This is a genomic window from Bosea sp. NBC_00550 (genome assembly GCF_026020075.1).
Taxonomy (GTDB): Bacteria; Pseudomonadota; Alphaproteobacteria; order Rhizobiales; family Beijerinckiaceae; genus Allobosea.
Window position 1 is genome coordinate 5,185,048 of record NZ_CP102772.1, and the last position, 11,945, is coordinate 5,196,992.

At 67.7% G+C, this 11,945-nt stretch carries 11 protein-coding genes; 6 read left to right on the forward strand and 5 right to left on the reverse strand.

Features of this window, described 5'->3' with window-relative positions; all coding sequences use genetic code 11:
- Window positions 1-15: 15 nt before the first annotated feature.
- Together NWE53_RS24630 and NWE53_RS24635 are read right to left on the reverse strand one after the other, a co-directional pair.
- Window positions 16-1,164, reverse strand: coding sequence for an extensin-like domain-containing protein (locus NWE53_RS24630; RefSeq protein WP_265051933.1), 1,149 nt, complete (start codon window positions 1,162-1,164; stop codon window positions 16-18).
- Window positions 1,165-1,764: 600 nt separating this feature from the next.
- Complete coding sequence (locus NWE53_RS24635; RefSeq protein WP_265051934.1) at window positions 1,765-2,064, reverse strand: hypothetical protein; 300 nt, start codon at window positions 2,062-2,064, stop codon at window positions 1,765-1,767.
- Window positions 2,065-2,258: 194 nt separating this feature from the next.
- Between NWE53_RS24635 and NWE53_RS24640 the strand changes: the two genes are divergently transcribed.
- The 3 genes from NWE53_RS24640 (at window position 2,259) to NWE53_RS24650 (ending at window position 4,849) form a co-directional block, all read left to right on the forward strand.
- Entirely contained in the window at window positions 2,259-3,257 is a 999-nt protein-coding gene (locus NWE53_RS24640; RefSeq protein ID WP_265051935.1) for a Tim44 domain-containing protein, read from the forward strand.
- 165 nt (window positions 3,258-3,422) lie between these two features.
- Complete coding sequence (gene dapB / locus NWE53_RS24645) at window positions 3,423-4,229, forward strand: 4-hydroxy-tetrahydrodipicolinate reductase (protein ID WP_265055013.1); 807 nt, start codon at window positions 3,423-3,425, stop codon at window positions 4,227-4,229.
- A gap of 2 nt (window positions 4,230-4,231) precedes the next feature.
- Window positions 4,232-4,849, forward strand: coding sequence for an alpha-ketoglutarate-dependent dioxygenase AlkB family protein (locus tag NWE53_RS24650; protein ID WP_265051936.1), 618 nt, complete (start codon window positions 4,232-4,234; stop codon window positions 4,847-4,849).
- Window positions 4,850-4,851: 2 nt separating this feature from the next.
- Here NWE53_RS24650 and NWE53_RS24655 read toward each other — a convergent pair whose 3' ends face one another.
- From NWE53_RS24655 to NWE53_RS24665, 3 genes are all read right to left on the reverse strand, one after another.
- On the reverse strand, window positions 4,852-5,466 hold the full coding sequence (locus NWE53_RS24655; RefSeq protein WP_265051937.1) for a trimeric intracellular cation channel family protein: 615 nt from the start codon (window positions 5,464-5,466) through the stop codon (window positions 4,852-4,854).
- 4 nt (window positions 5,467-5,470) lie between these two features.
- Window positions 5,471-6,082: a nucleotide exchange factor GrpE gene (gene grpE, locus NWE53_RS24660; RefSeq protein WP_265055014.1), complete on the reverse strand. Its 612-nt coding sequence runs from the start codon at window positions 6,080-6,082 to the stop codon at window positions 5,471-5,473.
- A 108-nt stretch (window positions 6,083-6,190) separates the two neighbouring features.
- On the reverse strand, window positions 6,191-8,959 hold the full coding sequence (locus NWE53_RS24665; protein WP_265055015.1) for a [protein-PII] uridylyltransferase: 2,769 nt from the start codon (window positions 8,957-8,959) through the stop codon (window positions 6,191-6,193).
- A 306-nt stretch (window positions 8,960-9,265) separates the two neighbouring features.
- On the opposite strand from NWE53_RS24665, the gene NWE53_RS24670 reads away from it, so the two are divergent.
- Genes NWE53_RS24670 through NWE53_RS24680 form a run of 3 tightly spaced genes read left to right on the forward strand, consistent with a single transcriptional unit; the run spans window position 9,266 to window position 11,873 of the window.
- Window positions 9,266-10,231, forward strand: a complete 966-nt coding sequence (locus NWE53_RS24670; protein WP_265051938.1) for an aliphatic sulfonate ABC transporter substrate-binding protein — start codon at window positions 9,266-9,268, stop codon at window positions 10,229-10,231.
- 16 nt (window positions 10,232-10,247) lie between these two features.
- On the forward strand, window positions 10,248-11,078 hold the full coding sequence (locus tag NWE53_RS24675; protein ID WP_265051939.1) for an ABC transporter permease: 831 nt from the start codon (window positions 10,248-10,250) through the stop codon (window positions 11,076-11,078).
- Window positions 11,079-11,090: 12 nt separating this feature from the next.
- The gene (locus NWE53_RS24680; RefSeq protein ID WP_265051940.1) at window positions 11,091-11,873 is read left to right on the forward strand and encodes an ABC transporter ATP-binding protein; all 783 of its coding nucleotides are present in this window, start codon (window positions 11,091-11,093) and stop codon (window positions 11,871-11,873) included.
- The last annotated feature ends 72 nt before the right edge of the window (window positions 11,874-11,945 follow it).

Below are 11,945 nucleotides of genomic sequence, written 5' to 3' on the forward strand. Positions count from 1 at the left end.
CGAGAATGACGCCCTTTACCGCCGCGGCGGGACCCGTGCCGAGCTGTAGGCGAAGGGGTCGCGCTGCGGGCTGATCGGCAGCGCCTCCTCGGAGCCCTGCTGATCGACGACGCCCGATCCGCCGCCGTCGCCGAACACGGTCTCCTCCTCCGAGGGCTCGACCGCCCCGGGCAGGGCGAGAGGCCCGCGCGTCTCGCTCGGCAGAGGCTGCGGCTGGAATCCGGGGCGCCCTTGCCGCTGGCGCGCGTCATATTGCTCCAGGAAGCGCTGTTGCGCATCGAGGCTGTTGTCCTGGCCCCGCCCGTTGCTCGCGACCGGATAGCCTCCCTGCACGGCACCGGGCGGACGCAGTCCGTCGCTCGGCTGGCGCAGCAGCGGCCCGCCGGCATAGGCGTTGGCGGCCGGCTCGCCGCGGCGTGGAGACATGGGCCCTGGTGCGTTCTGCGCCGAGGAGTAGGGCCGGGCCGGGTCCGGCGGCGGCAGGTTGTAGTTCGGCGTGTATTTGATGATCGGCTTGCAGATATGCCGCCCCTTCGAATGGCGGGCGAGGTCGATATGGAGGTGGTCGTAATGCATCGGATCGGCGCCGGGGCCGAGCACCGTGCCGAAATAGGTGCAGGCGCCGACGAAGATCTCGCGCAGGAAGTTCTGCTCTTCGGGCGAGCCGCGCCAGCCGTCCTTGACCGTGACGACGCGGTTGTCGTTCAGCCGGAAGGAGAACACGTCGACGGCGTTGCCATAGGCATGCTCCGAGGTGCGCGTCGTATAGGTGCCGTTGTTCATGGCGCGGCAGGAATAGGATCCGGACCGGATCTCGATCACCTGTGCGCCGAGGATGTTCATCGCTGCAGGCTGTACGACCTCGGCGAACCACTGGTCCGTCGTCGCGACGACCGGGCAGGCGAGCAGGGCCGGGCTCGTCAGGCTGACGCTGCCGTTCTGCAGGGCCGTGACCTTCAGCGGCTGCTGCATGCCGCAGATTCCGGGGCCGTCGATCGGCTTGCCGCGCAGGCTGACATAGCTCGAGAGCTGCACCTGGCCGGAGGCGAGGCAGGTCGCTTCCGCCTGGTCGCGCCACGGGGCACGCTGGGCTTTCTGGAATTTGCCGCAGCCGGCCAGCCCGGCGGCGCCGGCGAGGCCAAGTGCGATGAGGGCGAGTTTCACGCGTCGCATGACCATTCAAATGCGAAGCGTTTGGTGAACGGTTTCTCAACCGACTGCGCCCCGGCCGCCACAGCCGCATTAACTTTGCCGAGGTGGTGAACCGGGTCTTAATCCCGCCCGGATCGGCGTTAACCAGCTGCTGAAGCCGGGACGGTGAAGAGGTTGGAAGTCACTGTGAAGATCACGCGGCGAAGGCCCGCGGGAAAGATGGCGCTGCCATGGCGAAGGCAGGTGGAGGCGGGGTCAGCGACCATTCGGCCGCAGAATTATCCCCAAGTCTAATCAATGCTTTAAGTAAGTTTTAACGATGATGTAGCCTTCGCCGTGGCGCTGCCATGGTGCCGCCCCCTTGCGGCCTCCGTCAGTTCTGGTAGCTTCCGCGACAGGTCAATGACAGGAGGAGGGTGTGATGAGTGTCACGCTACGTCTCGACCGATGGATCATGGGTGCGGCCTTCGTGTTCATGATGGCGATCGTTCTGGGAGCGTTCTGACGAGGTCAGTCTCGAAGTCGCTAGGACCACAAGAGCCATGAGAAGCAACGCCGCCGGGAAATCCCGGCGGCGTTTTTGTTTGATTGCCAGTAGACGCCCGCCGCGTTTCAGCTTTCGGGGCAGGGAGTTTCGGTGATCTGCCAGGACATCATGTTCACCACCCGTCCGCAGGTCGCCAGCCGGCGGCCCTGGTTCGTCCGGATGCAGGAATTCGATCCCTCTGCGATCTTGCGCCCGTCGTTCCAGCAGAAGCAGAGCGGCTCCGGTGCCTGGGCGAGGCGCGGCGGATCCAGCGCGACGGCAGGCTCCCCGGCTGCGGCCGCCTCCGTGACGAGCAGCAGGACGGCGAGGGCGAGCAGCCATCTCAATACCCTGTGACGGTGAGGCCTCGGTCCGGATCCGATCATGGCTCTCTCCTGCCCCTGCGCATGGCGAGACGGCCTCGGGAGTTTACCACGCGGTCCCGATCACGACGAATAATTATGCACTGATTTGAAATAGTAAGAGATTTCAGAATGTTAGCCGGGGAGAGGCTTGCGTGCGCGGCGATCGCTCTCCATATTGGCCGGAAGAGAGCCCGTGGGGGGCTCCGGGAGGAACAATGTCACTGATTTCGCTTGCCCGTCGTGGACGTGCCGTCGCCCTGGTCACCGGGGCCCTGTTGCTCGTGCCGCTCGTTGCCGAGGCCCGTCCGGGCGGCGGCCGCAGCTCGGGCAGCCGCGGCAGTTTCACCAATAGCGCGCCGCCCTCGACCAGCACGACGCCGGGTGGCGCCCAGACTTTCCAGCGCTCCGCGCCGTCCTCGCCGGCTTCGCCGTCTATGGCTGGCCCCTCGGCCGCCGGCGCGGCAGCCGCGCAGGCGGCTCGCCCGTCCTTCGCCCGCAACATGATGATGGGCATCGGCGCCGGCCTGCTCGGCGCCGGCCTGTTCGGTATGCTGTCCGGCTCGGGCTTCTTCGGTGGCCTGGCTTCGCTCGCCGGCATGTTCGGCTTCCTGCTGCAGCTCGCGCTGATCGCCGGCATCGTGATGCTCGCCATCCGCTTCTTCCGCCGCCGCTCCGAGCCGCAACTCGCCGGCGCCGGTGCGCCTTATGCCCGCCAGGGCTATGACGCGCCGCAGCCCCAGCCGGCCGCAGCCCGTATGGGTGGCTTCGGTGGTGGCGGTGCCGCCGCTGCGGCAACGCAGCCCCAGCCGATCGAGCTCGCCGGCGAGGACTTCAACAGCTTCGAGCGCCTGCTCGGCGAGATCAATACCGCCTACTCGAACGAGGACGAGGCCGGCCTGCGCCAGCGCACGACGACCGAGATGTTCGGCTATTTCGACGAGGACCTGACGGAGAACGTCCGCCGCGGCGTCGTCGACCGGGTCACCGACGTCAAGCTGCTTCAGGGCGACCTGTCGCAGGCCTGGCGGGAGGGCGACAGCGACTACGCGACCGTTGCGATGCGCTTCAGCCTGATCAACGCGCTCTACGATCGCAAGAGCGGCAAGATCGTCGAGGGCAACGCGACGCAGACCCAGGAGGTCACGGAATACTGGACCTTCCTGCGCGAGCGTGGCGCGGCTTGGAAGCTCTCGGGCATCCAGCAGGCGGCCTGAGCGGCATCAGAATAATACGATCCAGAACGGCCGGGGCAACCCGGCCGTTTTGCTTTGTCCGGGTTTCGGGTGTTGCGCTGGCGGAAGCCGGCCTATTGCGATACTGGCCAAGTAATAGCTGCTGTGGTCGCAGAACGGTTTCGGAGCCCGCCTTCCATGAGTGATATGCGTCTCGTCGTCGTCGGTGCCGCCGGGCGGATGGGCCGGATGCTGATCCGTGCGATCGACCAGGCCGAGGGCTGCCGGCTTGCGGCTGCCGTCGAGCGGCCGGGTTCGGCCGTCATCGGCGAGGATGCCGGTGTGCTCGCCGGCCTGCCATCGCGCGGCTTGAAGGTGACGGGGGATGCTGCAGCCGCCTTCGCCAACGCCGATGGCGTTCTCGACTTCACCGCCCCGGCGGCGACGGTCGCCTTCGCCGATCTCGCGGCGGAAGCCGGCATCCTCCATGTCGTCGGCACGACCGGGCTGGAGCCGTCCCATCTGGCGAGGCTGGCCGAGGCCGCTCAACGCACGCCGATCGTCCGTTCCGGCAATATGAGCCTCGGCGTCAATCTGCTGGCGGCACTGGTGCGCAAGGTCGCCGCGACGCTGGGCACCGATTGGGACATCGAGATCGTCGAGATGCACCATCGCATGAAGGTCGATGCTCCCTCCGGCACGGCGGTCCTGCTCGGCGAGGCGGCGGCCGAAGGCCGCGCGGTCGATCTGGCGCAGCAGCGCGTCGCCGGCCGCGACGGCATCACCGGCGCGCGCGAATCCGGCACGATCGGTTTTGCCGCTCTGCGCGGCGGCACCGTGGTCGGAGACCACAAGGTGATCTTCGCCGGCGCCGGCGAGCGGCTGGAATTGGCCCATGTCGCCGAGGATCGCAGCCTCTTCGCGCAGGGCGCGGTCAAGGCCGCGCTCTGGGGCAAAGGGCGGGCGCCCGGCCTCTATTCCATGGCCGATGTGCTCGGCCTCGACACGCTCTGACGATGACCCGTGTCGCCGTCGCTCCGGGCGTGTTTCACTGGCCCGGCCGGCTCGCGCCGGTGGAGCAGGCTGCGTTGCTAGCGGAGCTGCGTGCGGTCGCGCGCAAGGCGCCATTCTTCCAGCCGCGCATGCCGAAGACGGGCAAGCCCTTCTCCGTCCGCATGACCAATTGCGGCACGCTCGGCTGGGTCTCCGACGAGCGAGGCTATCGCTACCAGCCGCTGCATCCCGAAACCGGCGAGCCCTGGCCGCTGATGCCCGCGCCGCTGCTCGATCTTTGGAACGAGCTCTCCGGCTATCCGCATCCGCCCGAGGCCTGCCTCGTCAATTTCTATGCGGGCGGCGCGAAGATGGGGCTGCATCAGGACCGTGACGAGCAGGAGTTCGATGCGCCCGTGTTGTCGGTCTCGCTCGGCGACGCCGCGATCTTCCGCATCGGCGGCACCGCGCGGGGCGGCAAGACGGCCTCGCTCAAGCTCGCTTCCGGCGATGTGCTGCTCTTCGGCGGCGAGGCGCGCCTGGCTTATCACGGCATCGACCGCATCCTCGCCGGCTCCTCGACGCTGTTGCCTGAGGGCGGGCGGATCAATCTGACGCTCAGGCGCGTGACGAAGCCGTAGGGCTATAGTTTTCCGGGCAGGCTCGGGAACGACCATCCCCAGAGCAGGGAGCCGGCTCGTAGCCCGAAAGTCGTTGCCACGCCGCCGAGCATGATGATGGCCGTCGGAAGGCCAAGCCCGACCAGCACAGCGGTCACTGCCGCCCCCGCCGTCGCCGCGGTGACGTAGAAGTCGCCGCCCCACAGCACCATCGGCCGGTCGCCGGCCAGGATATCGCGCAGGATGCCGCCGAAACTTGCGGTCATGGCTCCGAGTGCCACGGCGGAAAGGACGGGTGCGCCGGCTGAAAGGCCCTTGAACGTGCCGATGACCGCGAAGAGCGAGAGCCCGGCCGCGTCCGCCCAGATCAAGACCTTGCGGCCGCCCCAGCCTTCCAGCAGGCCTGGCCGGAAGTAAGCCGTGGTCCAGGCGCAAAGCGCGACCACGACGCAAACCGCGACATCGATGGGGTCGCTCACCCAGAACGCGCTGTTTCCGAGCAGGACATCCCGCAAGGTGCCGCCGCCGACCCCGGTGACCGTCGCAAGCAGGATGAAGCCGAACGGATCCATCCCTTTGCGGCCAGCGACGATCGCACCGGTCAGAGCGAAGATTGCGACGCCGGCGGCCTCGAACACGGCGTTAGTGTTTGGTGTCGTCGGCAGGCGGCTCCGCTGCCTTCGGCGCACCGGCCGAGACGCCGACCAGCGCCGGGCGCAGGACGCGCTCGCCGATCTTGTAGCCGACCTGCACGACCTTGGAGACCAGCCCCTTGGCGATCTCGGCGTCGGGCGCCTCGAACATCGCCTGATGCAGGTTCGGATCGAACTTCTCGCCCTGCGGGTCGATCCGGCGCACGCCGTGGCGCTCCAGCGTCTTCAGGAGCTCGCGCTCCGTCAGTTCGACGCCTTCGTAGAGGGTCTTCACTGCGCCCTCGGCGCTGCTGCGGGCCGCCTCGGGCAGGCTTTCCAGCGCCCGGCGCAGATTGTCGGAGGAGCCGAGCATATCGCGCGCGAAGCTCGTCACCGCATAGGCCTTGGCATCGGCGATCTCACGCTCGGTACGCCGGCGCAGATTCTCCATCTCGGCGAGCGTGCGCAGGACCTTGTCCTTGAACTCGTCGCGCTCGGCCTGGAGCTTGGCGATCAGGGCCTCGGGGCCTGCCTCGGTGGCCGCTGCCTGCTCGGGCGCATCGGCCGCCGCATCGAGATTGGGGTCTTCCGTCGCAGGTTTCTGCGTCATCGTCTCTTCCAGTTCCTCATCGTCTGGCTGGCTGAGGCTGCCCTTTGGCCGGGCCTAAAGGCCGATCATGTCGGGGCACAGCCGCGTTCGTGCCGGATATCGGGCTTATGGCGTCTTAAATCAAGCGCGGGCTGGCACCTTGGGCTTTGCCGGGGCGGCCTTTTCGGCCTCCAGCTTGAACACTTCGAGCAGCGCCTTGCGGATCGTGAGCTGCCGCCCGGTCGAGACGATCTTCGCATGGGTCAGGTCGGTGACATAGAACACGTCGACGGCCTTTTCGCCGAAGGTCGCGATATGCGCCGAGGCGATGTTGAGGTTGAGCTTTCCGATCGCGGTGGTGAGGTCGTAGAGCAGGCCCGGCCGGTCGAGGCCCGAAACCTCCAGCACCGTGTGGCGCGCCGAGAGCACGTTGTCGATGATGACCTCGGGCTCGACCTGGAAGGTCTGGCCGCGCGGCGGCGGGGCGCGCCGCTGCGCCACAAGGTCGGCGATCTTGATCTCACCCTTCAGCGCCCGCTCGATCGCGGCCGCGATCCGCTCGGCCCGGCGCAACTCGTCGTCGTCGCGGTCGAAGGCGCGCGAGACCGAGATCGTGTCGAGCACGAGCCCGTCGCTCGTCGTGAAGATCTGGGCATCGACGATGTTGCCGCCGGCCGCCGCGCAGGCGCCGGTGACGATGGCGAGCAGGCGTGGATGGTCGGGCGCCAGCACGGTGAGTTCGGTCACGCCGCGGAACTGGTCGGTCTCGACGATGGTCGCGGGGGTGCGCCCGGCGAGCTCGGCCTTGCGCAGGAAGCGGGCATGCTTCTCCTGCTGCTCGGGATCGACCTTGATCCAGTAGGCCGGGTAGTGGCGTGCCAGATAGGCCTCGCGCTCCTCCGCGCTCCAGTCGGCGAGGCGCTGGCGCAGCCCGTCCTGTTTCATGCTGACGCGCGCCTTGCGCTCGACGACGGAGTGGCCGCCGGCAAGCACGAGTTCGGTCTCGTAGTAGAGCGTGCGCAGCAGCTGGCCCTTCCAGCCGTTCCAGACGCCGGGCCCGACCGCCTTGATGTCGGCCACGGTCAGGATCAGCAGCAGCTTCAGCCGCTCCAGGGTCTGCACGGTCGCGGCGAAGCTCTCGATCGTCTTGGGGTCGCCGAGGTCGCGGCTCTGCGCCACCGTCGACATGTCGAGATGGTGCTCGACCAGCCAGGCCACGGTCTCGGTCTGCGCACTGGTCAGGCCGAAGCGCGGGCCGAGCTTGCGCGCGATGCGCGCGCCCGCCATGGAGTGGTCGTCCGGCCGCCCCTTGGCGATGTCGTGCAGGAACAGGGCGACATAAAGCGCGCGCCGGTTAGCGATGCTGGGCATGATCTCGTTGGCGAGGGGATGTTCCGCCTCGAGCACGCCGGCATCGATCTCGGCCAAAACGCCGATCGCCCGGATCAGATGCTCGTCCACCGTATAGTGGTGGTACATGTTGAACTGCATCATCGCCACGACCCGGCCGAAATCCGGGATGAAGCGGCCGAGCAGTCCCGACTCGTTCATGCGCCGGAGCACGACTTCCGGCGAGCGCCGGGCGGTGAGGATCTCGATGAAGATCCGGTTGGCCTCCGGCTCGTTGCGCAGGCCCGGCGTCACCAGCCTGAGCGACTGCGTCACGAGGCGGCTCGCATCCGGGTGGATGGCGAGATCCTCGCGGCTGGCGATCTCGTAGAGGCGCAGCAGGTTGACCGGATCGCGCTCGAAGGCGCTGTCGTCCACGACATTGAGGCGCTGGCTCGTCAGCTTGAAATCGCGATGGCCGAGCGAGCGCTCGCGCTTGCGCTTGGTGAAGCTGCCCAGCAGGCGCGAAAGCGTCGCGCGCGGCTTCTGCTGGCGGGCCTCCAGCGCGGCACAGACGATGGCGGTGAGGTCGCCGACATCCTTGGCAATGAGGAAGTAGGATTTCATGAAGCGCTCGACCGGCGCTTGCCCGCTGCGGCCCGCATAGCCGATCGCGGCGGCGACCTGCCTCTGCAGGTCGAAGGACAGCCGCTCCTCGGCCCGCCCGGTGATGAAATGCATCCAGCAGCGCACGCGCCAGAGGAACTCCTCCGAGCGCTGGAACATCTGCAGCTCTTCCTTGTCGAAGAGCCCGGCGGCGACCAGCTCGCGCACGTCATGGACGCGATAGGCATACTTTGCGATCCAGAACAGTGTGTTGAGGTCGCGCAGGCCGCCCTTGCCGTCCTTGACGTTGGGCTCGACCAGATAGCGCGAGGTGCCGGCCCGCTGCACCCGCGTCTCGCGCTCGGCCAGCTTCGCCTCGGTGAAGGCCGCGGCGGTGCCTTCCACAACCTCGGCATCGAAGCGGCGTGTCATCTCGTCGAACAGCGCCCGGTCGCCGACGAGGAAGCGCGCTTCCAGCAGGGCGGTTCGGATCGTCATGTCGGCGCGGGCCTCGCGCACGCAATCGTCGATCGAGCGCACGGAATGGCCGGTCTTCAACTTCAGGTCCCAGAGCGGGTAGAGCATGGACTCGACCACGCTCTCGCCCCAGGCCGTCTGCTTGTGCGGGAACAGGAAGAGCAGGTCGACGTCGGAGCCCGGCGCCAGCGTGCCGCGGCCATAGCCGCCGACTGCGACGACCGCGATCCGCTCCGATTGCGAGGGATTGTCGGCAGGGTAGAAATAGGAGGTCGCGGCCTTGTGCAGCCCGATGACGACGGCATCCATCACCGCCGACAGCCGGTGCGCGCAGGCAAGCCCGCTGCGCGGACCAGCAAGGATCGCCTTCGCCGAAGCGGAGCCCTCGTCGAGCAACTGTCGCAGAGCGCTGACCAGCATCAGGCGCTTCTCCGCCTTGTCCAGTCGTCGTGCGGCCTCGAACAGTCCCGCGACACCCGCCTCCGGATTATGCAGCATGTCGGCGAGGGGAAGCGCAGGGGAGATGGTGGAGGCTGTCACTTGGGCATTGTTCCGTCGGCTGCCGCCATTCTTAACATGCTGCGGGTGAAGGCCAGAGAGAGAAATTACACATAAAAATAATGGGAATTAATGGATCAACGGCGCGTAATGTGTTGTTTGACAAACAGAACAATCGGACCTAAAAGGCGGATACGCGCCGATTTGAGCCACCAGCTTGCGGGCGCGAAACAAGTGCAGCTAAAGCGTGGGGCGAAGGGTGCTTAGCGCCCCGATCCCTCGCATCATCGCCAGAGGGACCGCCCGATGACCCATATCACCCGCCGTCTTGCTATTGCCGCCTTCGCCGCCGCCGCAGCATTCGCCGCGCCGGCCTTCGCGCAGGCGCCGAAGGAAATCCGCATCGACTACGCCACCTACAATCCCGTCAGCCTCGTGCTGAAGGAGCGGGGCATCCTCGAGAAGGCGCTCGAGGCCGAAGGCATCAAGGTCCGCTGGGTTCTCTCCGCCGGCTCGAACAAGGCGCTCGAATTCCTCAACGCCGGCTCGATCGATTTCGGCTCGACCGCCGGCGCCGCCGCGCTGATCGGCAAGATCAACGGCAATCCGATCAAGTCGATCTATGTCTATTCTCGGCCGGAGTGGACGGCGCTCGTCACCGGCGCCAAGAGCGAGATCACCAAGGTCTCGGATCTCAAGGGCAAGCGAGTCGCCGTGACGCGCGGCACCGATCCGCACATCTTCCTCGTCCGCGCGCTGGCCGACGCCAAGCTGACCGAGAAGGACGTCAAGCTCGTCCTGCTCCAGCATGCCGATGGCCGGCTCGCCCTGGAGCGCGGCGACGTCGACGCCTGGGCCGGGCTCGACCCGCTGATGGCGGCCGCCGAGGTCGAGAGCGGCGCGAAGCTGTTCTACCGCAAGGCGGAGGACAACACCTGGGGCATCCTCAATGTCCGCGAGGCCTTCGCCAAGGAGAACCCGGCGCTGGTGCGCAAGGTGATCGCAGCCTACGAGGAAGCGCGCGCCTATGCCCGCGCCAACCCGGCCGAGCTGAAGAAGGTCCTGGTTGAGTACACCAAGCTCTCCGAGCCGGTGATCGAGCGCCAGCTGACCCGTACCGAGCTCACCCATTCCGCCATCGGCAAGGCGCAGATCGACAGCATTACCGCTGCCGGCATCGCGCTCACCGAGGCGGGCGTGCTGCCGGCCTCGACCGATGTGAAGGCGGCCGTGGATTCGCTGATTGACCGCAGCTTCGTCGCGACCAACTGAGGGTTGTTGCGCGGCGATGAGCGTTCTGGAGGTCGAAGCCGCGACGGATGAGGCGGAACGGCGGTCTGCCGCGCCCCGCCGCGCCTACGGCCTCGCCATCGCAGGCTTCGGGCTGCCGGTCGTGCTCGCCATCCTGTGGGAATGGCTGGTTGCGGCGGGCATCGCGAACGGCCGGCTGATGCCGCCTCCCAGCGTCGTCGGCCGCACGCTCTGGAACCTCGCTGCATCGGGCGAGCTCCTGACCCATGCCGGCGCGACGCTCTGGCGGGTCGGGGCCGGCTTCGGCCTGGGGGCTCTCGCCGGGACGGTTCTCGGCGCGGTCACCGGCGCCCTGCCTGTCGCCCGCAGCCTGCTCGATCCGACCTTGCAGGCGCTGCGGGCGATCCCCTCGATCGCCTGGGTGCCGCTCTTCATCCTCTGGCTCGGCATCTTCGAGGCCTCCAAGGTCGCGCTGATCGCAGTCGGCGTCTTCTTCCCGGTCTATCTCGGCGTCGCCGCCGCGATCCAGGGCATCGATCGCAAGATCGTCGAGGTCGGCCGGGTCTTCCGGCTCTCGCGCCTTGCCATGGTCAGGCGCGTGCTGCTGCCGGCGATCCTTCCGAGCTGGATCACGGCGCTGCGCTCCGGGCTCGGCCTCGGCTTCATGTTCGTCGTCGCGGCCGAGATCATGGGGGCGAGCGAGGGGCTGGGATATCTGCTCGTGGACGGCCAGCAGCTCGGCCGCCCCGACACCATCATCGCAGCCATCATCAGTTTCGCCGTGCTCGGCAAGCTGGCGGACGGGCTGCTCGTCGCCATCACGCGGCCCTTCCTCGTTTGGCAGGATACGGCGCGCGACAAGCTCTGAAGGCTTTCACCCGTGCTGAGCTTCGACCAGCTTTCAAAAACCTATGCCGACGGCACCCGCGCCTTGTCGGCGATCACGCTCGATGTCGGGCGCGGCGAGATTCTCGCTTTGCTCGGCGGCTCCGGCTGCGGCAAGACGACCCTGCTCCGGCTCGTCGCCGGGCTCGACCGCCCCAGCGCCGGCGAAATCCGGCTCGACGGCGAGGTCATCGCCGAGCCGCGCGCCGATGTCGGCGTCATCTTCCAGGAGCCGCGGCTCTTCCCCTGGCTCAGCGTCTCCGAGAATGTCGGCTTCGGCCTGTCGCATCTTTCCGCCTTCGAGCGGGAGGGGCTGGTGACCAATGCGCTGGTCCGCGTCGGCCTCGCCGGCTACGAGAAGCGCTGGCCGCGCGAACTCTCCGGCGGCCAGCAGCAGCGCGTCGCCATCGCGCGCGCCCTCGTCACCCGGCCGAAGCTCCTGCTGATGGACGAGCCCTTCTCGGCGCTCGACGCCACGACGCGGGCGAGCCTGCACGGCCATCTGCTGGCGCTCTGGCAGGAAAGCCGGCCGACCGTCGTCATGGTCACCCATGATGTCGAGGAAGCTGTGACGCTCGCCGACCGCATCGTGGTCATGCAGCCCAAGCCCGGCCGCATCTTCGACGAACTCGACAACCCGCTCGCCCGCCCGCGCGACCGGCTCTCGCCAGCGTTCGAGGCGGCTAAGCGCGAGGCGCTGCGCACGCTCGACCGCTCGCTGCGTAACGAGGTCCCGCATCAGGAAAGGACGGCGGAGACGGCCGGCATGTGGTGGTAGCCTGTCCGGATCGCATCAGCCGGACTGGCACCCAGGTCGTCTTGAGCCTATCAGCGCCTTAACGCGATCTTC

What these genes read in the sequence shown, in the direction of transcription:
- NWE53_RS24665 (WP_265055015.1), bottom strand. Translation starts at nt 8,959, where the DNA reads ATGCTGCATAATCCGGAGGCGGGTGTCGCGGGACTGTTCGAGGCCGCA.
- NWE53_RS24635 (WP_265051934.1), bottom strand. Translation starts at nt 2,064, where the DNA reads ATGATCGGATCCGGACCGAGGCCTCACCGTCACAGGGTATTGAGATGG.
- NWE53_RS24670 (WP_265051938.1), top strand. Translation starts at nt 9,266, where the DNA reads ATGACCCATATCACCCGCCGTCTTGCTATTGCCGCCTTCGCCGCCGCC.
- NWE53_RS24675 (WP_265051939.1), top strand. Translation starts at nt 10,248, where the DNA reads ATGAGCGTTCTGGAGGTCGAAGCCGCGACGGATGAGGCGGAACGGCGG.
- dapB (WP_265055013.1), top strand. Translation starts at nt 3,423, where the DNA reads ATGCGTCTCGTCGTCGTCGGTGCCGCCGGGCGGATGGGCCGGATGCTG.
- NWE53_RS24650 (WP_265051936.1), top strand. Translation starts at nt 4,232, where the DNA reads ATGACCCGTGTCGCCGTCGCTCCGGGCGTGTTTCACTGGCCCGGCCGG.
- NWE53_RS24640 (WP_265051935.1), top strand. Translation starts at nt 2,259, where the DNA reads ATGTCACTGATTTCGCTTGCCCGTCGTGGACGTGCCGTCGCCCTGGTC.